This window comes from Curtobacterium sp. JUb34 (assembly GCF_003755065.1).
In the GTDB taxonomy this organism is placed as follows: domain Bacteria; phylum Actinomycetota; class Actinomycetes; order Actinomycetales; family Microbacteriaceae; genus Curtobacterium.
On sequence record NZ_RJVH01000004.1, the window covers coordinates 305,878 to 323,649 of the forward strand.

Genomic DNA, 17,772 nt, shown 5'->3' on the forward strand with positions numbered 1-17,772 from the left:
CGCTACCGCGATGGTGCGAGCAGGGCGCGGAGCGCGTCGTCGAGCGCTCGGGCCACGAGGTCGTCGTCCGCCGACGCGAGCGGCTCCACCGCGGTGGAGCGCCGGAGCATCGTCATCCCGAGCACCACCGACAGCGCGATCTCGGCCCGGACGAGCATCTCCTCGGTGACCTCACCGCCGACGGCCGTGGCGAGCCGCTCGGCGTACCGGCGCAGGGTCTCGCGGCGGATGGCGTCGGCGCCGTCGTCACCGGAGGACCGGAGCAGGAGCATGAGCTGGAGGGAGTCGTCGTCGGTCGGCGCGCGGACGACGTGCGAGACCAGCCCGGCCAACGCGCGCTCGAGGCCCCGCTCGACGGGCTGCTCGACCCCGAGGTCCTGCACCACCCGGTCGAGACAGGCACGGAACAGCCCCTCCTTCGACCCGAAGTAGCGGTTGATCAGCGCGACGTTGACCCCCGCGTCCGAGGCGATGTCCCGCACTGTCGTCGCCTTGTACCCGTCGAACGCGAACCGGTGTCGCGCCGCCCGCACGAGCAGCAGTCGGGTGGCGGCGGCGTCCTTGCTCATGGTCGAAGCGTAGCGGCCCGGACCGGGATGTAAGCAAGTGTTGACATCGTGCGAGAACTGCGTACCCTCATCAAGTCAGCAGTTGTTTACATCACCCAGACACGGAGCACGATGACCGACACCATGCAGAGCCCCCGCACGGGCTCGCACCCCACCACCACCGGGCACCGGCCGAACAGCACGGCGATCATCGTCTACCTGTCCCTCGGCGGTCTGTCGTTCGCGGTCCTGCAGTCGCTCGTCGCCCCGGCGCTGTCGACCATCGGACAGGACCTCGGCGCCTCGACGAGCGCGACGAGCTGGGTGCTCACCGCCTACCTGCTGTCCGCCTCGGTGCTCACGCCGATCCTCGGGCGTCTCGGCGACATGATCGGCAAGCGCAAGGTCCTGATCGTCGTGCTCTCGATCCTGCTCGTCGGCGCCGTGCTCGCCGCGCTGGCACCGAACCTCGGCGTCCTCATCGTCGGCCGTGCGCTGCAGGGCGCCGCCGGTGCGGTGATGCCGCTGTCCATCGGCATCGTCCGTGACGAGCTGCCCAAGGAGAAGGTCAGCGTCACGATCGGTCTGCTCTCCGCGATCTTCGGCATCGGCGCCGGTGTCGGCATCGTCGCCGCCGGACCGATCGTCGAGCACCTGTCGTGGCACTGGCTGTTCTGGCTGCCCGCCGTGCTCGTCGTCATCGCCCTGCTCGGCGCGGTCTTCGGCATGCCGGAGTCGCCGGTCCGCAAGCCCGGCCGCCTCGACATGGCCGGCACCTTCGTCCTCGCCGTCTCGCTCGTGTCGATCCTGCTGGCGGTCAGCGAGGGCGAGACGTGGGGCTGGGGCGACGGCAAGACCATCGGTCTGCTGGTCCTCGGCGCCGTCGCACTGGTCGTGTTCGTCCTGGTCGAGCTCCGCGTCGCCGAACCGCTCATCGACGTCCGCCTGTTCGCCGTCCGCGGCGTCTGGACGGCCCACGTCGTCGCGCTCGTCTTCGGCTTCGCGATGTTCGGCACCTTCGTCCTCGTGCCGACCCTGCTGCAGCTGCCGAGCGCGCTCGGCTACGGCTTCGGCAAGGACGTCACCCAGGCCGGGCTCTTCCTGCTGCCGACCGTCCTGATGATGATCGTCGCCGGACCGATCGCCGGCATCCTCGTCCGCAAGGTCGGCCCGAAGCCGCCCATGCTGCTGGGCGGGATCGCCATCGTCGCCGCGTTCCTGCTGCCCGCGATCGCGCACGGCGAGCTCTGGCAGGTCGTCGTCTCCGGCATCCTGACCGGGATCGGCATCGGCCTGGCCCTCGCCGCGTGCTCGAACGCCATCATCGAGAGCGTGCCCGCGAACCAGACCGGCGAGGCGATCAGCGCCAACACCGTCGTCCGCACGATCGGTTCGAGCGTCGGCACCGCCGTCATCGCGGCGCTCATCACCTCGCACAGCACCCCGCAGGGCCTGCCGACCGACGACGCCTTCACCATCGGGTTCTGGGCGTGCACCGGCGTCGCCGTCCTCGCCGTCCTCGCCGCGCTCGCGGCCCCGTCGATGCGCGCGCGCCGCGCAGCGGCCGCCGCACGTGGCATCGACGACCTCGAGGAGATCGCCGAGTAGGGCACTCGGCCCGACCACCCTGGAGGCCCGTCCTGCGTCGTCGACGCGGGGTGGGCCTCCAGGGTGGTCGGGCCCACCGCCACCGGCGGCTCCGCAAGCTGGGAAGCGACCGAGCACGCCGCCACGAACGTGACGATCATCGGACCGGACGCGTCACAGCAGGTGGACGCGACCACCGCGCCCGGACAGGAGACCCATGAGCACCACGGACCACGACGACACCACGACCAGCACCAAGCCGTCCTTCCGCGACACGGTCACCGCCGGCCTGGTGCAGAAGGCCCTGGAACCCGTGCTCCGCGCCGTCCGCGACGAGGTCGCCTCGGCTCGGCGCGAGATCAGCGAGCGGGCGAACGGGGCGAAGACCGGGCTGGTGCTCACGGGCGCCGCGGTGGCCTTCGCGCTGACCACCCTCGTGCTGCTGGCCGGCCTCGTGGTGGCGCTCCTCGCCCTGGCGCTGCCGGTCTGGGCCGCGATCGGGATCACCTTCGTCGTGTTCGCCGTCGTCACCGCGATCCTGCTCGTGGTCGGGCTCCGTGGCATCCGACGGGGTGTGCCGCCGGTGCCGAAGGACACCATCCGCGCTGCGAAGGACCGCGTCACGCACACGGGCGACGCGACGACCACGGCCGACTGAGCTCCGGCGGCGCTACATCGCGAGGGTCATGCCGACGACGGCGACCGTCATCGCGAAGACCTCGCCGCTGCGGACCGCACGACGGTCTTCCTGCGCCCACTCGTGCCGCAGCAGCCACCCGCTGAAGGCGCAGTAGCCGATCACCCCGGCGCCGAGCACCGCGGACAGCGCGATGCCGTGGCCGGCGTGGCCGTCGGCGACACCGGTCGCGTGGCCCATCAGGAGCATGCCGGCCATCACGACCGCGGACAGCGCGCGGTGCACGTCCATCGGCTCGGCGCGGCGGCCGTCCGCGCGGCGGCGTCGCATCACGGGCAGCGGTGCGAGCAGCAGCAGGAGCGTCGCGGCGAACAGCGTCCACACCGCACCCGCGTGCACCACGGGCATGAGCATCGCGACGAGCATCACCGCGGCCGGCACGATCACGCTGGGGCGCGGGCGGTACCGGTCGCCGACGATGCAGCACACCGACGCGAACTGCGGCACGACGAGCATGGCGTCGGCGACGGTCTCGTGCACGTGCGGGTCCTCGGGTGCGGCGGCGTGGTGCCGGGCGGATCAGTCCTCGGCGCGGGCAGCGGCCTTGGCGGCGCGCTCCTGCTTCACGCGGGCGTTCTCGGCGTGCACGGCGGCCTGCGTCTCGCGCTCGCGGACGAGCCACTCGGGCTTCTGCTCGAGCAGCGACTTGATCTCCGCCGTGGTGAGGGCGTCGTCGATCCCCGCACGGGTCAGACCCGAGATGGAGATGCCGAGCTTCTGCGCCACGACGGGTCGCGGGTGCGGGCCGTCGCGACGGAGGTCCTCGAGCCACGTCGGGGGTTCGGTCCGGAGCTCGTCGAAGGCGGTCCGTGTGACGGGAGCGCCCTGGAAGGACTCCGGAGCGGCCGCCAGCAAGATGCCGAGCTTCTTCGCAGCCGTTTCGGGCTTCATGGTCTGTTCCTGCGCCATGCCCCCTAGAGTACGGCCCCTATGCTCGTCTGCATGACCGCGGCACTCACCATCGCATTCGTGCCCGGGGTCTCCCCGGCCAAGTGGGCCCGTGTCTGGCGGGATCGACACCCCTCGATCGAGCTGCGGCTGCGGCCGATCGGGTCCGACGACGTCGACGACACGCTCGCCGGCGAGGTCGACATGGTCTTCGCTCGCATGCCCGTCTCCGAGCAGCACAACGCCATCCCGCTCTGGACCGAGACGGCCGTGGTCGCGATGCCGAAGGACTCCCCCCTCGCCGACCTGGCCGAGGTGGACCTCACCGACGCCGAGGTGCACGTCGTCGACGCGGGTCCGGTGCCGGCCGACATCGCTGCCGCGCTCGACCTGGTCGAGGCGAACGTCGGTGTCGTCGTGCTCCCCCAGTCGCTCTTCCGCGCGGCGAGCCGCAAGGACCTCGTCGCTCGCCCGCTCTTCGGCGCGCCCGGTACCCAGATCGCGCTGGTCTGGCGCGACGAGGACGCCACCGAGACCACCGAGGAGTTCATCGGCGTGGTGCGCGGACGGACCGCCAACAGTTCGCGGAACCAGCCGACAGGCACCGATCGCGACGTCGAGGAGGCGTTGCGTGCGGCGCGCGCCGACTCCAAAGCAGGCGGCGGGTCCGGCGGGTCCGGCGGGTCCGGCGGCTCCGGCAAGGGCGCGGCGGGCAAGGGCGGAGCGGGCGCCGGCGGTGGTGGCGGCAAGGCGAAGGCCAAGTCGCCCGGCAGCGGCAAGTCCGGCAGCGGCAAGAAGTCCAACACCGGCAAGGGGCCCACCCCCGGACGCGGGAAGATGCGCGGCAAGCCGAGCCGGGGTTCCAAGGGCAACCGATGACGGACACGCGCCTGCGGGTCATGCCGGCCACGCGCCTCCCGGCCTGGCTCGACCGGACCATGGCCGAGTACGTGGCGTCGCGGATGCAGGCGGGCGAGACCCGCCAGCAGGCCGAGGCGAACAAGCAGAAGTCGCTCGACCAGTGGTTCCCGGACGGGTCCCCCGCCGACGGCCACCTGGTGTGGGACGTCCTCGACCAGGACGACACCGCGGTCGGGTACCTGTGGATCGGGCCGTTCGCGCCCGGCGGGACCGACTGGTGGGTGTTCGACGTCGAGATCGACGAACCGCACCGTCGCCGCGGACACGCCCGCCGTGCCCTCGAACTCGGCCACCGGGCTGCGGCGGAGCACGGCGCGACGAGCATCGGCCTCAACGTGTTCGGCTACAACACGGGCGCGCAGGAGCTGTACGCCGCGCTCGGGTACCAGGTCACCGCGACGCAGATGCAGAAGCCGCTGGTCTGAGCGCGCTGCCGCTTCGTCGCGGCGGGTGCGTCGTCACGACAGCTGTGTCGTCACGGCAGCTGTGTCGTCACGGCAGCTGTGTCGTCACAGCAGGACGGCGGCCGCTGCGCGGGTGACCCGGTCGCTGCGCGCTGCCTCGGCCGCAGCCCGTGCACGGGCGACCACGACGGCGTCGGCGCGTTCCGCGGAGCCCGCGTCGAACGGCGGCTGCGGGTCGTACTCGATCTGCAGCTGGATCGCCTCGGCCGCCGGCTGCCCCGCGAGCTCGGCCGCCAGCCACAGCGCCATGTCGATGCCCGCGCTCACGCCGGCCGCGGTGACCACCGCGCCGTCGTCGACGATGCGGTCGTCGACCGGCTGCGCCCCGAACGCCTCGAGCATGGGCTTCGACGCCCAGTGCGTCGTCGCACGCTTGCCGGCGAGGAGCCCAGCGGCACCCAACACGAACGCACCCGTGCACACCGAGGTCACCCAGGTGGCACGCTCCGCCTCGCGCCGCACGAACCCGATCACCTCGGGGTCGAGCATCGCGTCGAAGGCGCCGTCACCGCCCGGGACCACGAGGACGTCCGCCGGACCCGCCTCGGCGATGGTCGTCGTCGGGACCAGCGCGAACCCGCAGTCGGTCGGCACCGGGTCGAGCGTCGCCGCCACGTACTCGACGCGTGCGCCGGGCACGCGGGAGAGCACCTGCGCCGGGCCGGTGAGGTCGAGCTGGGTCAGGTCCGGGAAGAGCAGGAAGGCGATCCGGACCTCGTCGGGGTCGTGGTCCGGCTCCGTCGCCGAGTCCCCGGCCGGGTCCGGCACGGGGGTGGGCACGTCGGCCGGCACGTCGACGGGCACGTCGACGGAGTCGGCGTCGACCGGGCGGACGGGACGCACGCGCGGGTTCGGCTGGTCGGTGCTCATGCCGCGACCCTAGCCCGGTGTGGTCGCCGGCGGTGGGGTCGGCGTCCTGATCAGTTCCAGACGCCCGAGGTCCCGCGCCGGTGGCTGCCGAGCAGGTGCGTGTCGACGATGCCGAGCGCCTCCATCAGGGCGTGCATCGTGGTCGGACCGACGAACGCGAAGCCACGCTTCCGCAGTGCCTTCGACAGTGCGACGGACTCGTCGGAGGTCGTCGGGACCTGGGCGTACGTCTCCGGCTCGGGCGTCGTCGCCGGGCGGAACGACCAGACGAAGTCGGACAGCCCGCCGTCCTGCCGCAGGGCGACCGTCGCGTTCGCGTTGGTGATGGTCGCGAGGATCTTCGCCCGGTTCCGCACGATGCCGGCGTCGGCCATCAGCCGAGCGACGTCGTCCTCGCCGAAGCCCGCGACGGTGTCGGGGTCGAAGTCCGCGAACGCCGCACGGAACGCCGGACGCTTCGCCAGGATCGTGCGCCAGGACAGGCCGGACTGGAACGCCTCGAGCGACAGCCGCTCGAACACCCCGCGCTCGTCCCGTACGGGCATGCCCCACTCGGTGTCGTAGTAGTCGCGGAGCAGCTCGTCCGTCGATGCCCACACCGGCCGGGCGAGGCCGTCGTCGCCGATCACCAGGTCGGAGTGGGGCGCTGCGGCGGGCTCGGAGCTCATGGCACCATCCTGGTGTGCGCCGCCGACACCGTCGTCGCCGGCCTTGTGGTCACTCGGCCGGCGGGCCGTCCTGGGCGGCCTGCGGGTCCATCCACACGTACTCCCACCGGTGGCCGTCCGGGTCGGTGAAACTCCGCTGGAACATGAAGCCGAGGTCCATCGGCGCGCGGTCCTCACTCCCGCCGGCCGCGACGGCGGCGTCGACGATGCGGTGCACCTCGTCCTTCGACCCGGCGGTCAGCGAGTTGATCACCTCGACGGTGCTGGCGTCGGCGATCGCCTTGTCGGTGAAGTCGGCGAACTTCGGGTGGGTGAGCGCCATGACGAAGATCGTGTCGCTGATGACGATGCACGCAGCGGTGTCGTCGCTGAACATCGGGTTGATCGTTTAGCCGAGGGCTTCGTAGAACGCCTTCGAACGGTCGAGGTCGGTGACGGGCAGGTTGATGAAGACCATCGTGTCCATGGGGAGGTTCCTTTCGTCACGCTCAACCTGGCCCGTGGCGCGGCGATGCGCAACCGTTCCGTCGTGGTACGGACTGATACGCAATATGCTGGACCGATGCGGGCGCACGTCGATGAATCGGAGCCGGGCGGCGGACGCGATCACACCGTGTACGTGATGGCAGCGGTGATCATCTCGGCGTCGGCTTGCGAAGCGGCGCGTGCCGACGTCCGGGCAACGACGCCGAGGCGCATGCGGAAGCTGCACTGGTACGAAGCCCTCCCCGGCCAGCGGCTCTCGTGGCTCGACCTCCTGCGACACGCCGTCTCGGTCCTGGTCGTGCGCTACGACGGCGCGGTGGCACGTACCGAACGCCGACGACGGCGCTGCATTGAACGGCTCGCGCACGAGCTCGAACTCCGACAGGTCCACCAGGTGATCCTCGAGACTCGGGGGCCGGCTCGCGATGCCGACGACAGAGCGATGTTCGACGCTCTGCGAGACCGGGGCATCGGCAAGCAGCTCCGGTTCGAGCACGCTTCTCCGTCTGATGAACCGCTCCTCGCGCTGGCCGACGTAGCGTGCGGCGGCCATGTCGCGGCGATGCCTGCACCCCCTGACCTGTCGAGCGCCGTCATCGTGTCGTGACGCGCTTGCGGCACCGTCGGGAAAACGCAAATCCCCGGGCCCGCGCTGGCTGCAGGACATCCGGGGATCACTTTCGACCGAGCAGCACCCGATCGACATATCAATACTACTGCCGCTCCGCGGGGGCGTCAACCGCGCGCGTTCGTCGACTCGGAACGACGAAGCCGCTGTCGTGCGACAGCGGCTTCGTCGTTCCGAGTCGGCTCAGTGGCGCGGGACCGAGGTCAGGCGGACGCGCGGCCCTCGCCGGCGGCCTTCTGGTCGGCCTCGGCCTCGGCCTGGCCGATGATGTCCTCGGCCGGCACCGGGTTCAGGCGGTCCCAGAGGAAGAACAGCAGGCCGCCGACGAGCATCGACAGTCCGACCCACAGGTTGATGTGGATGCCGCCGGTCTTCTCGGGGTCGGTGTCCCAGTGGACGATGCCGACGATCGTCACGATGACGCCGTAGAGCACGAACAGGCCGCCGAGGATGCGGCGCAGGTCGAGACGACGGGTCGAGCGGACGAGGGCGGCCTTCTGCTCCTCGGTCAGCGCGCCGGGGGTGGTGGTGTCACTCATGGTCGGTGATCTCCTTCGCGGATCAGAGGAACGGCAGGTACAGGACGACGCACAGGATCAGTGCGACCGTGCCGAGCAGGGCGGGCGAGCGGTACCAGGCGGTGTCGGTCGCCACCGAGTCGCCGTGCAGGTCGATCTTGCCGATGCCGTAGACCAGACCGCCGAGCTCCTTCTCGTCCTTGGGGGTGGTGAACATCGAGACGATGAACCCGACGACCAGGACGGTCACGAACGAGATGATCGCGCCGTACAGGGTCTCGGCGGTCGCGGTGGCGAACAGGTCCGGGTTCACGAGGTACGCGATCCAGGTGATGGTCGGCGTGACGATGCCGAGGACGTAGCCCCAGAGCGCCCCCTGGGTGGTCATCCGCTTCCAGAGCAGACCGAGGATGAAGACGGCGAACAGCGGCGCGTTGAAGAACGAGAACAGCGTCTGCATGTACGTCATGATGTTCGACGCCTGGGCCGCGATGAACGCGGTCGCGATGCCGACCAGGACGCCGACGACGGTGACCCAACGACCGGTCTTCAGGTAGTGGATGTCCGGCATGTTCGGCTTGATGTAGCGCTGCCAGATGTCGTACGTGAAGACGGTGTTGAACGACGACACGTTGGCCGCCATGCCGGCCATGAACGAGGCGAGCAGGCCGGTCACCGCGACGCCGAGCACACCGGTCGGCAGGTACATCTGGATGAGCTTCGGGATCGCGTCGTTGTAGGTGAGTGAGCCGTCGGCGAACTGGTTGCCGACGACCGCCGCGGCGATGAGACCGGGGATCACGACGATGGCCGGGATGAACAGCTTCGGGATCGCGGCGATGAGCGGGGTCCGGCGCGCTGCGGACATGTTCTTCGCCGAGAACGCGCGCTGCACCTCGGTGAAGTTGGTGGTCCAGTAGCCGAAGCCGAGGACGAAGCCCAGGCCGAGCACGATCGCGAGCCAGTTGGCACCGATCGGGTTGGTCACGTCACCGAAGCCGGTTCCGGCCCAGGCCTGCAGGTGCTGGACGCCCTGGGTCTCGGTGATCGCCTTGCTCAGGCCGTCCCAGCCGCCGACGCGGTGCAGGCCGACGATCGTCAGCGGGATGAGCCCGGCGATGATCACGAAGAACTGCATGACCTCGTTGTAGATCGCGCTGGAGAGCCCGCCGAGGGTGATGTAGACGAGCACGAAGCCGGCGGACACGACGATGGCCAACCACTCCGGCCAGCCGAGCATCGCCTCGATGACGATGGCCATGGCGTAGAGGTTGATGCCCGCGATGAGCACGTTCGACACCGCGAACGCGATCGAGTTCACCAGGTGGGGGGCCTTGCCGAAGCGGCGGAGCATGAACTCCGGCACCGATCGGACCTTCGACCCGTAGTAGAAGGGCATCATGACGAGCCCGAGGAACACCATGGCCGGCACCGCGCCGACCAGGTAGTAGTGCAGGGTCGCCATGCCGATCTGGGCACCGTTGGCGGCCATGCCGAGGATCTCGGTCGCGCCCAGGTTCGCGGACACGAACGCCAGACCGGTGATCCAGGCGGGCATCGACCGACCCGACAAGAAGAAGTCCATGCTCGTCCGGACCTGCTTCCGGGCGGTGAACCCGATCCCGATGACGACCGCGAAGTACACGATGATCATCAGGTAGTCGACCCAGCCCAAGTCGAGCCGGATCCCTTCGTTCGCTGCAGCGAGAACCATTCAACATCTCCACGTCAGTGTGTTGCAGTCGACAACTCCGCCGACCCGGACGGAGACGTTACACCGAATTGTGACCGTTCACATAGCCGAGGCATGTGTCCGTCGACGGTGCCCGGCGGTCCGCGATCGCTAGGCTCACCCCATGACCGACCAGGCGCGCATCCTCGTCCTCAACGGACCGAACCTCGACATCCTCGGTCGGCGCGACCCGGAGCAGTACGGCACCGTGACGCTCGCCGAGCTCGAGGCGATCGTGCACACCGAGGCGGCCGTGCACGAGCTGGACGCGGACTTCCGCCAGACGAACCGCGAGGGCGAACTGGTCGAGTGGCTGCACGAGGCCCTCGACGACTTCGCCGCCGTGGTGATCAACCCCGCGGCCTACGCCCACACCTCGGTCGCGCTGCACGACGCGGTCGAGGCGCTGTCCGTCCCTGTCGTCGAGGTGCATCTGTCGAACACGTGGAAGCGCGAGCCCTTCCGGCACGTCGACCACGTCGCCACCGCCGCGACGGCGGTCATCGCCGGCGCGGGCGCCGACGGGTACCGCCTGGCGGTCGCGCACGTCGCGTCCCTCATCGCCTGACACCCGTCACGCGCGCACGAGGCGGTTCTCGCCCTGCCGAGGTTCCGAGATCTCGGAACCTCGGCGGCGCCGCCGTCCAGGAGTGGAACCTCGGCGTCACGCGGACGGCAAGTCGTGGAACCTCGGCGTCACGCGGACGGTAAGTCGTGGAACCTCGGCGTCACGCGGACGGCAAGTCGTGGAACCCGGCGGTAGCGCACGTCGCGTCCGTCACGCGCGCGCGAGGCGGACGGGAGGCCCGTGGCGGGGCCGCCACGGGCCCCCCGTCCGCCTCGTTGGAACGTTCCCAACGCCAGCCGGGCGCGCTAGGTTGCATGTATGGACAAGGTGCGCATCGGGCTCGTCGGCTACGGCATCGGGGGGCGAGCGTTCCACCGTCCGTTCCTGCTGGACGCTGCAGGCGTCGACCTCGTCGGCGTCGTCGCCCGCTCGCCCGCGAAGCACGAGCAGCTGGCGACCGACCTGCCCGGCGTCACCGTGCACGACTCCCTCGGTGACCTGATCGCCGCGGGCGTCGACGCCGTCGTCGTCACCACTCCCCCGTCCACCCGGCGCGAACTCGTCCTGCAGGCGATCGCCGCCGGGGTCGCCGTCGTCGCGGACAAGCCGTTCGCCCCGGACCCGGCCACCGCGCGTGCCATCCGGCAGGCCGCGGCCGACGCCGACGTCGTGGTCACGCCCTTCCACAACCGCCGGTGGGACACCGACCTCGTCACCCTCCGGAGCGTGCTGGACGCCGGACGGGTCGGGACACCGCTGCGCTTCTGGTCCCGCTTCGACCTGGTCGAGCGGCACGGCATCGCGACGGGGATCGGCGGCGGCGTGCTCTCCGACATCGGATCGCACCTGGTCGACCAGGCCGTGTCGTTGTTCGGACCGATCGACCGGGTGTCCTGCACGCTCGACGTCCGCGATGCCCGCTCGCTCGGCCTCGACCAGGACGGCCCGATCGACGCCGGCTTCACGCTCGCAGCGACGCACGTGTCCGGCGTCGAGTCCGTCCTGACGTCGAACAAGGCCGGGTGGCTGGGCGCACGGCAGCTCCGCCTCGACGGTGTCGACGGCACGTACGAGGCCACGAGCACCGACGTGCAGGCACGGGCAGCGGTGGCGGGCGCATCACCCGCCGACGACCGGTCGACCTGGGGAGTCGAACCCTCGTCGGGGACCCTCACGACGGAGTCCGGCACGGTCGACGTCCCGTCGGCCCAGAGCTCCTACACGGACTACTACGAGCGGTTCGCGCGTGCCGTCCGCGGGCTCGGCCCGGTACCGGTGCCCGTCGACGACGCGGTGCACGTGGTCGAGGTGCTCGATGCGGCGCGCCGGTCGGCGGCGTCGGGCGAGACGGTCACCGTCCCCGCCCCGTAGGCGTTCTTTCCCACGACATCTGCGCTACAAGGTCGAATCGGGCGTACCTGGCGAGAACTTCAGGCCAGGTATGCCCGAATCGACCAGGAACGCGCGGACGGCGGCCGCCGTTCCGGCTCAGAAGTCGGCGGGGCGCCGCACCTCGGTCAGGCCGGCCGTGGCGAAGCCGCCGCGGATGATCGGGATCGCCCGGCGCACGGCCTGGTCGATGCGGAGCTCGAGGTCGACGTTGCCGATGTCGTAGCCGCCCTCGCGCTTCGTGAAGTCGCGCTCGTTGCCGAACACCCCGATCGGCAGCGTCGTGGACTGGAAGAAGCCGAACAGCGGCCGCATCTGGTGCTCGACGAGCAGGGCGTGGCGGTCACTGCCACCCGTGGCGGTCAGCAGGACCGGGGTGTCGACGAGGTCGTACTGCCCGATCCAGTCGAAGAACAGCTTGAACGCGCCCGAGTAGGCGGCGCGGAACGCCGGGCTGCCGACGACGAGCACGTCCGCGGCCTCGACGGTCTCGAGTGCCGCCCGGGTGCGGTCGGACATCGCCTCCCGCGACGACGCGGCACCGAGGTCGGCCAGCAGCGGGCCGATCTCGACGGTCTCGGTGCGGGCACCCTCGATCTCCTGCCCGAGCCGAGCCACTGTGGCGGCGACCAGGGTGGACGTCCGCGAGGGGTCCGATGGGCTACCGCTGACACCGACGACCAGTTCTCCACTCATGCGGTCGATGCTCACACGCCTGCCACCGGGGCGGTCGGCGTGTGACGACATGTGTCGGGTGCCAGAGCTCGCGGGTACCGTCCGCGGCATGCAGACGTTCTTGCCGTACGCCGACTTCCGGGCCTCTGCCGAGGTCCTCGACGACCGGCGTCTCGGCAAGCAGCGCGTCGAGACCCTGCAGGTGATGCGGGCCCTGACGCTGCCGGGGTACGGCTGGCAGCACCACCCGGTCACCGCGATGTGGCGCGGCTACCGCCCGGCGCTGATGGCGTACCAGGAAGCGACGTGCCGCGTCTGGCTCGAGCGCGGGCACGTGGACACGTGCCTGGAGAAGACGCTGCTGGACCTCGGGCGGGTGCCGGAGGACCTGGCGGCGTACGAGCGTGGCGAGGTCCCGATCCCGCCGTGGAACGACGACGACGCCCTGCACGAGTCGCACCGCTCGAAGCTGGTGCAGAAGGCACCGGAGCACTACCGCGAGCTGTTCCCGGACGCACCCGACGACCTGGACTACGTCTGGCCGGGCACACCGGGCAGCGCGGCGGCCGTCACGCCACCGGGATCCACCGCGCACCGTCGCGGCGCGTGACGACGTCGGACCGGATCTCGACGACGTCGCGGAGGCCGTGCACGGTCGCGTCGCGCACGACCACGGCGGTGGCGTCGTCCTCGGACTCGAACCGGACGACCGCGCACGGCACACCACGCAGCAGACGGACGTCCTGGGCCTCGACCACGGCGTGCTCGGCGACCAGCCGGGCCGCAGCGGGCAGGACGGCGTCGGGGGTGGTGCCGGCGGCGAGCGCGCCGATCGCCAGGGTCACGCGGTACGAGGGCATGCCCCGACGGTAGCGGGAGCGGGAGACACCGGGAGCCCGCCGTGGGCTGCAGGGGAACTGACGTCGTTCAGGGGGTCGACGTCGGCCCACGGCGGGTCGCGGTGTGCGGCGGGACGCGACGACAGGGGGAACGTCGCGCCCCGCTCCGGATGTCGATCAGGGGTATCGACATCCGGTCTGGGGCACCGTCCGGGTCGCTGGAGGAGCCGGGCGGTGTCGGACCTCAAGGGTGTTCGGTGTCCTCTCGGTACCGGTCCGTCTCGATCGGTGCGGGCATCGATCGAGCGGCAGCGGGTCGGATCATGGGGAGCAGGGCACTCCCGACCGTCGCGAGGGCTCCGACGGCGGCGATCAGCCCGAGGGGGGCGGTGCCGAGGTCGTGCTGCGCGGCCAGGGCGAGCGCGACGAGGGTCGCCGGCGCGGGCAGGAGCTGCACCGCTCGGAAGCGGTCGTCCTGTCGTGTCCGGGTCATCACCACGTTTGCCATGTGGACACTCTGGCGCAGATTCTGTGTCCGCATAAGGGGGGACACGACCCCACTCATGGAGTAGAACGTCTAGTACACCCCAGGTGCAACCCCTCAGCCGAGTGCGCGGACCGTCGCCACGGCGTCCGCGACCGCGCCGACGACGACCGGCACGTCCTCGACGCCGAGGGAACCGTCGAAGGTGAGTCGCAGCGCGGTCCGAGCGACCTCGTCCGGGATCCCGAGCGCGGTGAGCACGTGCGACGCCTCCGTGCTGCCGGCGGCGCAGGCGCTGCCGGACGACGACACGACGTCGCGCTGCTCCAGTTCGAGCAACACCGTCTCGCCGTTGACCCCGGGGAAGCAGAACGACGCGTGCCCGGGCAGCCGGTGCTCGCGCGAGCCGGTCACGAACGCCCCGGGCACGGCGGCGAGCACCCCGTCGAGCACGGCGTCACGGACGGTCGTCGCGGTGGCGGAGGCAGCAGCAGCACCAGAGGCAGCAGCAGCACCACCAGAGGCAGCAGCAGCACCACCGGCACCCACCAACCCGAGCGCCGTCGCGACCGCCACCGCCCCGGCGACGTCCTCGGTGCCGGAGCGTCGGCCCCGCTCCTGTCCGCCGCCGTGCAGCAGGGGTTCGACGGGGACCCCCGAGCGGACCAGGAGCACCCCGGTCCCCTTCGGAGCCCCGAGCTTGTGCCCGGACAGTGACAGCGCGTCGACCCCGAGCACGTCGAGCCCGACCGGCAGCCACGGAGCGGACTGCACGGCGTCGGTGTGGAACCGGGCGCCGACCGTGTGGGCGACCGCGGCGAGCGCGGAGACGTCCTGCACGGTCCCGACCTCGTTGTCGGCGTGCGCGATCGACACGAGCGTCGTGTCCGGCCGGAGCGCCGCGCGCAGCACCGACGGGTCGACGAGGCCGTCCGGCGCGACCGGGAGGACCGTGACCTCGAAGTCGTGGAACCGCGCCAGGTACGCGCAGCTCTCGAGCACGGCCTCGTGCTCGATCGCACTCGTGACGACGTGGCGTCCGCGCGGGGCGGCGAGTGCGATCCCCTTGATCGCGGTGTTCGCGCCCTCCGTCCCGCCCGTGGTGAAGACGACCTCGGCCGGCCGGCAGCCGAGCACGCCCGCGACGGTCGCCCGCGCGGCCGCGAGCCCGCGCGCGGCGTCGTCCCCGACGCCGTGCGTCGACGACGGGTTGCCGAACACCCCGGTCAGGTACGGCCACATCGCCTCGAGGACCTCGCGGCGGACGGGGGTGGTGGCCGCCCGGTCCAGGTAGAACACGATCAGTCCCCGGCTGTCACCGCGATGTCGAGCCCGAGGTCGAGCGCTCGGGCCGAGTGCGTGAGCGCCCCGACCGAGATGACGTCGACCCCGGTCGCCGCGATGGCCGCGACGGTGTCGAGGGACACCCCGCCCGAGGCCTCGACGAGGGCACGACCCGCGACGATGCCGACACCCGTCTCGAGCTCGTCCGGCGTGAAGTTGTCGAGCATGATCGTGTCGACCCCCGCCGCGACGACGGGCTCGATCTGGTCGATGCGGTCCACCTCGACCTCGACGTGCACGGTGTGCCCGAGGCGCTGCCGCGCTGCGACGATCGCGTCGCCGATGCCGATCCCGCCGGCGAGCAGCACGGCCAGGTGGTTGTCCTTCGCGAGCACGGCGTCGGACAACGAGGTGCGGTGGTTGTGCCCGCCGCCGCAGCGCACGGCGTACCGCTCGAGCGCGCGGAGCCCCGGTGTGGTCTTCCGGGTGTCGACGATCCGCGCTGTGGTGCCCGCGGCAGCGGCGACGTGCGCCGCCGTGACGGTGGCGATGCCGGACATGCGCTGCACGAGGTTGAGCGCCACCCGCTCGGCACGGAGGACGGCACGGGCCGATCCCGTCACGGTGGCGAGCGTGTCGCCCGCGGCGAACGCGGACCCCTCGGCGGCGTGCAGGGTCGCGCGGATCGACGGGTCGACCGCGTGCATCACCGCCACGAAGACCGTCCCGCCGCTCAGCACGCCGGGTTCGCGCGCGGCGAGCGTCGCCGTCGCGGTCGCCTCGGCCGGGATGAGGGTCTCGCTGGTGACGTCGCCCCAGGGCGCGTCCTCCTCGAGCGCGGTCTCGATGACACGGCGCAGGGCGTGCGGCGGGATGGTGCCGGGGTCGATGGTCATGCGGGGACCTCCTGGGGGACGGCGGCGCGTTCGGCGACGGGTTCGGCGACCCAGGCGTACGAGGCCGGGGCTGCGGGATCGGTGTCGGGGTGGTCGGTACGGGCGTGGGCACCGCGGGATTCGGTGCGGGTCTCGGCGGCGAGTGCGACCAGCCGCGCCAGGTCGAGCAGGGCGCGGTCCTCGTGCTCGCGCACGCCGCCGGTGGCGGGCGCGGTGAGCGCGTCGAGGTCGCGCCGGGCGCTCGCCAGTCCGGTCGCGTCACGCAGCAGACCGACGCGCTCCGTCATGACGGTCTGGACCGCCTGCCGGACGTCGGTGGTCGGGTCGCGGTGATCCGGGCCTCCTGGCCAGGTCTGACGGGAGGCGCTGATCGCGTCGGCCGCTCGGGGCACGCTGGTCACGTGGAGACCGGCGTCCCCGCGCAGGCGGAGCAGGCCGGGTCGCGGTGCGGCGACCGCGTCCGCTGCGCGGACCGCGAAGACGAGTCCCTCGAGCAGGGAGTTCGAGGCCAGTCGGTTCGCGCCGTGGACCCCGGTGCAGGCGGCCTCGCCGATCGCCAGGAGCCCCGGGAGGCTCGTGCGTCCCTCGGCGTCGGTGGCGATGCCGCCCATCGAGTAGTGGGCCGCCGGGGACACCGGGACGCCCTGTCGGGTCCAGTCGAAGCCGGCTGCGCGGGTGGCCCGGGTGAGGCCGGGGAAGCGTCCGGTCAGGAAGTCCGCGCCGAGTCCGGTGGCGTCGAGGAGCACGGGCGCGCCACCCTGGTCGCGGACGGCGGCGGCGATGCCGCGGGCGACGACGTCCCGCGGGGCGAGCTCGGCGTCGGGGTGCACCGCCGTCATGAAGCGGCGTCCGCGCGCGTCGCGGAGGACGGCACCCTCACCGCGGACGGCCTCGGAGACGAGCCCGCCGTCCGGCACCGCGAGCCGGGTCGGGTGGAACTGGACGAACTCCAGGTCCGCGACGACCGCCCCGGCACGCCACGCTGCAGCGACGCCGTCCCCCGTCGCGACCAGCGGGTTGGTCGTCTCGCGGTACAGGTGTCCCGCTCCCCCGGAGGCGATCACGACGGCGTCGGCGTCGATCCGTCGGGGTTCACCGAGCAGGTCGAGGACGTCGACCCCGACGACGGCGCCGTCCCGGACGACCAGGTCGGTGAGGCAGGTGCGCTCGAGGATCGTGACGTGTCGACGGTGCAGGGCGTCGATGAGGGTGCGCTCGATCGCCGCTCCGGTCGCGTCGCCGTCGGCGTGCACGACGCGCCAGCGGCCGTGCGCGGCCTCGCGCCCGCGGGCCAGGTCGTCGCCGTACCGGTCGAGGGACGACGGGTCGGTCGAGCGGTCGAACGGCACCCCGAGGGCGAGCAGGTCGCGGACCCTGGCGGGGCCGTCGGTGCAGAGCACCTCGACGGCGCGGGCATCGGCGCTGCCGGCGGCCGCGACGTGGGTGTCGGCCTGGTGCAGTGCCGCCGAGTCGTCGGCGCCGAGTGCCACCGCGACGCCACCCTGGGCGTACGCGGTGGCGCTGTCGGCGAGCGCGCCCTTCGTCACCAGGGTGACGTCGTGGACGGCGCTGGCACGGATCGCTGCGGTCAGCCCGGCGATGCCGGAGCCGACGATGACGACGTGCACGG

At 71.8% G+C, this 17,772-nt stretch carries 22 protein-coding genes; 7 read left to right on the forward strand and 15 right to left on the reverse strand.

What is annotated here, in order from left to right; genetic code table 11:
• Nucleotides 1–2 precede the first annotated feature (2 nt).
• Nucleotides 3–569 carry a TetR/AcrR family transcriptional regulator gene (locus EDF63_RS19080; RefSeq protein WP_123313882.1) on the reverse strand — a complete coding sequence of 189 codons (567 nt, stop codon included), beginning with the start codon at nucleotides 567–569 and terminating at the stop codon, nucleotides 3–5.
• A 111-nt stretch (nucleotides 570–680) separates the two neighbouring features.
• On the opposite strand from EDF63_RS19080, the gene EDF63_RS15465 reads away from it, so the two are divergent.
• Both EDF63_RS15465 and EDF63_RS15470 read left to right on the forward strand, forming a co-directional pair.
• A complete protein-coding gene (locus tag EDF63_RS15465) occupies nucleotides 681–2,156 on the forward strand; it encodes an MFS transporter (protein WP_123313883.1) in 1,476 nt (491 codons plus the stop codon).
• 196 nt (nucleotides 2,157–2,352) lie between these two features.
• Nucleotides 2,353–2,793, forward strand: a complete 441-nt coding sequence (locus tag EDF63_RS15470; protein ID WP_123313884.1) for a phage holin family protein — start codon at nucleotides 2,353–2,355, stop codon at nucleotides 2,791–2,793.
• A gap of 12 nt (nucleotides 2,794–2,805) precedes the next feature.
• Here the strand turns inward: EDF63_RS15470 and EDF63_RS15475 are convergent, their stop codons facing one another.
• Together EDF63_RS15475 and EDF63_RS15480 are read right to left on the reverse strand one after the other, a co-directional pair.
• The gene (locus tag EDF63_RS15475; RefSeq protein WP_123313885.1) at nucleotides 2,806–3,312 is read right to left on the reverse strand and encodes a hypothetical protein; all 507 of its coding nucleotides are present in this window, start codon (nucleotides 3,310–3,312) and stop codon (nucleotides 2,806–2,808) included.
• A 39-nt stretch (nucleotides 3,313–3,351) separates the two neighbouring features.
• Complete coding sequence (locus EDF63_RS15480) at nucleotides 3,352–3,741, reverse strand: DUF5997 family protein (protein ID WP_123313886.1); 390 nt, start codon at nucleotides 3,739–3,741, stop codon at nucleotides 3,352–3,354.
• A 33-nt stretch (nucleotides 3,742–3,774) separates the two neighbouring features.
• Between EDF63_RS15480 and EDF63_RS15485 the strand changes: the two genes are divergently transcribed.
• Both EDF63_RS15485 and EDF63_RS15490 read left to right on the forward strand, forming a co-directional pair.
• The gene (locus EDF63_RS15485) at nucleotides 3,775–4,599 is read left to right on the forward strand and encodes a LysR family transcriptional regulator substrate-binding protein (protein WP_185021458.1); all 825 of its coding nucleotides are present in this window, start codon (nucleotides 3,775–3,777) and stop codon (nucleotides 4,597–4,599) included.
• Nucleotides 4,596–5,066, forward strand: coding sequence for a GNAT family N-acetyltransferase (locus tag EDF63_RS15490; protein ID WP_123313888.1), 471 nt, complete (start codon nucleotides 4,596–4,598; stop codon nucleotides 5,064–5,066). Before EDF63_RS15485 ends, EDF63_RS15490 begins: the two co-directional genes overlap by 4 nt.
• 84 nt (nucleotides 5,067–5,150) lie before the next feature.
• Here EDF63_RS15490 and EDF63_RS15495 read toward each other — a convergent pair whose 3' ends face one another.
• The 6 genes from EDF63_RS15495 to EDF63_RS15520 form a co-directional block, all read right to left on the reverse strand.
• Complete coding sequence (locus tag EDF63_RS15495; protein WP_123313889.1) at nucleotides 5,151–5,975, reverse strand: DJ-1/PfpI family protein; 825 nt, start codon at nucleotides 5,973–5,975, stop codon at nucleotides 5,151–5,153.
• Between the two features lie 50 nt (nucleotides 5,976–6,025).
• Nucleotides 6,026–6,643, reverse strand: a complete 618-nt coding sequence (locus EDF63_RS15500) for a DNA-3-methyladenine glycosylase I (protein ID WP_123313890.1) — start codon at nucleotides 6,641–6,643, stop codon at nucleotides 6,026–6,028.
• Nucleotides 6,644–6,692: 49 nt separating this feature from the next.
• A complete protein-coding gene (locus tag EDF63_RS15505) occupies nucleotides 6,693–7,019 on the reverse strand; it encodes a VOC family protein (protein WP_311316888.1) in 327 nt (108 codons plus the stop codon).
• Between the two features lie 12 nt (nucleotides 7,020–7,031).
• The gene (locus EDF63_RS19085) at nucleotides 7,032–7,682 is read right to left on the reverse strand and encodes a hypothetical protein (protein ID WP_311316889.1); all 651 of its coding nucleotides are present in this window, start codon (nucleotides 7,680–7,682) and stop codon (nucleotides 7,032–7,034) included.
• A 278-nt stretch (nucleotides 7,683–7,960) separates the two neighbouring features.
• Entirely contained in the window at nucleotides 7,961–8,296 is a 336-nt protein-coding gene (locus EDF63_RS15515; RefSeq protein ID WP_111084327.1) for a hypothetical protein, read from the reverse strand.
• Nucleotides 8,297–8,318: 22 nt separating this feature from the next.
• Entirely contained in the window at nucleotides 8,319–9,989 is a 1,671-nt protein-coding gene (locus tag EDF63_RS15520) for a sodium:solute symporter family protein (RefSeq protein WP_123313892.1), read from the reverse strand.
• 142 nt (nucleotides 9,990–10,131) lie between these two features.
• On the opposite strand from EDF63_RS15520, the gene aroQ reads away from it, so the two are divergent.
• Together aroQ and EDF63_RS15530 are read left to right on the forward strand one after the other, a co-directional pair.
• Entirely contained in the window at nucleotides 10,132–10,575 is a 444-nt protein-coding gene (gene aroQ, locus EDF63_RS15525; RefSeq protein WP_123313893.1) for a type II 3-dehydroquinate dehydratase, read from the forward strand.
• Between the two features lie 318 nt (nucleotides 10,576–10,893).
• Nucleotides 10,894–11,946: a Gfo/Idh/MocA family protein gene (locus EDF63_RS15530; protein ID WP_123313894.1), complete on the forward strand. Its 1,053-nt coding sequence runs from the start codon at nucleotides 10,894–10,896 to the stop codon at nucleotides 11,944–11,946.
• Nucleotides 11,947–12,063: 117 nt separating this feature from the next.
• Here EDF63_RS15530 and EDF63_RS15535 read toward each other — a convergent pair whose 3' ends face one another.
• Complete coding sequence (locus EDF63_RS15535; RefSeq protein ID WP_185021459.1) at nucleotides 12,064–12,660, reverse strand: NAD(P)H-dependent oxidoreductase; 597 nt, start codon at nucleotides 12,658–12,660, stop codon at nucleotides 12,064–12,066.
• Nucleotides 12,661–12,748: 88 nt separating this feature from the next.
• Between EDF63_RS15535 and EDF63_RS15540 the strand changes: the two genes are divergently transcribed.
• Entirely contained in the window at nucleotides 12,749–13,249 is a 501-nt protein-coding gene (locus EDF63_RS15540; RefSeq protein WP_123313896.1) for an MSMEG_6728 family protein, read from the forward strand.
• Here EDF63_RS15540 and EDF63_RS18750 read toward each other — a convergent pair.
• The 5 genes from EDF63_RS18750 to nadB all read right to left on the reverse strand — a co-directional run bounded on the left by EDF63_RS18750 (nucleotide 13,209) and on the right by nadB (nucleotide 17,770).
• On the reverse strand, nucleotides 13,209–13,499 hold the full coding sequence (locus tag EDF63_RS18750; RefSeq protein ID WP_185021460.1) for a hypothetical protein: 291 nt from the start codon (nucleotides 13,497–13,499) through the stop codon (nucleotides 13,209–13,211). The genes EDF63_RS15540 and EDF63_RS18750 overlap by 41 nt on opposite strands.
• 223 nt (nucleotides 13,500–13,722) lie before the next feature.
• Nucleotides 13,723–13,986, reverse strand: a complete 264-nt coding sequence (locus tag EDF63_RS15550; protein ID WP_148061798.1) for a hypothetical protein — start codon at nucleotides 13,984–13,986, stop codon at nucleotides 13,723–13,725.
• Between the two features lie 93 nt (nucleotides 13,987–14,079).
• Nucleotides 14,080–15,261, reverse strand: a complete 1,182-nt coding sequence (locus tag EDF63_RS15555; protein ID WP_123313899.1) for a cysteine desulfurase family protein — start codon at nucleotides 15,259–15,261, stop codon at nucleotides 14,080–14,082.
• 2 nt (nucleotides 15,262–15,263) lie between these two features.
• On the reverse strand, nucleotides 15,264–16,142 hold the full coding sequence (nadC, locus tag EDF63_RS15560; RefSeq protein WP_123313900.1) for a carboxylating nicotinate-nucleotide diphosphorylase: 879 nt from the start codon (nucleotides 16,140–16,142) through the stop codon (nucleotides 15,264–15,266).
• Complete coding sequence (gene nadB, locus EDF63_RS15565; protein WP_123313901.1) at nucleotides 16,139–17,770, reverse strand: L-aspartate oxidase; 1,632 nt, start codon at nucleotides 17,768–17,770, stop codon at nucleotides 16,139–16,141. Before nadB ends, nadC begins: the two co-directional genes overlap by 4 nt.
• Nucleotides 17,771–17,772 lie beyond the last annotated feature (2 nt).

Bases quoted from the DNA above. Each gene is read 5' to 3' on its own strand.
- EDF63_RS19080 (WP_123313882.1), bottom strand. From the start codon at position 569: ATGAGCAAGGACGCCGCCGCCACCCGACTGCTGCTCGTGCGGGCGGCG.
- EDF63_RS15465 (WP_123313883.1), top strand. From the start codon at position 681: ATGACCGACACCATGCAGAGCCCCCGCACGGGCTCGCACCCCACCACC.
- EDF63_RS15470 (WP_123313884.1), top strand. From the start codon at position 2,353: ATGAGCACCACGGACCACGACGACACCACGACCAGCACCAAGCCGTCC.
- EDF63_RS15480 (WP_123313886.1), bottom strand. From the start codon at position 3,741: ATGGCGCAGGAACAGACCATGAAGCCCGAAACGGCTGCGAAGAAGCTC.
- EDF63_RS15485 (WP_185021458.1), top strand. From the start codon at position 3,775: ATGACCGCGGCACTCACCATCGCATTCGTGCCCGGGGTCTCCCCGGCC.
- EDF63_RS15490 (WP_123313888.1), top strand. From the start codon at position 4,596: ATGACGGACACGCGCCTGCGGGTCATGCCGGCCACGCGCCTCCCGGCC.
- EDF63_RS15495 (WP_123313889.1), bottom strand. From the start codon at position 5,975: ATGAGCACCGACCAGCCGAACCCGCGCGTGCGTCCCGTCCGCCCGGTC.
- EDF63_RS15500 (WP_123313890.1), bottom strand. From the start codon at position 6,643: ATGAGCTCCGAGCCCGCCGCAGCGCCCCACTCCGACCTGGTGATCGGC.
- EDF63_RS15505 (WP_311316888.1), bottom strand. From the start codon at position 7,019: ATGTTCAGCGACGACACCGCTGCGTGCATCGTCATCAGCGACACGATC.
- EDF63_RS19085 (WP_311316889.1), bottom strand. From the start codon at position 7,682: ATGGCCGCCGCACGCTACGTCGGCCAGCGCGAGGAGCGGTTCATCAGA.
- EDF63_RS15515 (WP_111084327.1), bottom strand. From the start codon at position 8,296: ATGAGTGACACCACCACCCCCGGCGCGCTGACCGAGGAGCAGAAGGCC.
- EDF63_RS15520 (WP_123313892.1), bottom strand. From the start codon at position 9,989: ATGGTTCTCGCTGCAGCGAACGAAGGGATCCGGCTCGACTTGGGCTGG.
- aroQ (WP_123313893.1), top strand. From the start codon at position 10,132: ATGACCGACCAGGCGCGCATCCTCGTCCTCAACGGACCGAACCTCGAC.
- EDF63_RS15530 (WP_123313894.1), top strand. From the start codon at position 10,894: ATGGACAAGGTGCGCATCGGGCTCGTCGGCTACGGCATCGGGGGGCGA.
- EDF63_RS15535 (WP_185021459.1), bottom strand. From the start codon at position 12,660: ATGAGTGGAGAACTGGTCGTCGGTGTCAGCGGTAGCCCATCGGACCCC.
- EDF63_RS15540 (WP_123313896.1), top strand. From the start codon at position 12,749: ATGCAGACGTTCTTGCCGTACGCCGACTTCCGGGCCTCTGCCGAGGTC.
- EDF63_RS18750 (WP_185021460.1), bottom strand. From the start codon at position 13,499: ATGCCCTCGTACCGCGTGACCCTGGCGATCGGCGCGCTCGCCGCCGGC.
- EDF63_RS15550 (WP_148061798.1), bottom strand. From the start codon at position 13,986: ATGGCAAACGTGGTGATGACCCGGACACGACAGGACGACCGCTTCCGA.
- nadC (WP_123313900.1), bottom strand. From the start codon at position 16,142: ATGACCATCGACCCCGGCACCATCCCGCCGCACGCCCTGCGCCGTGTC.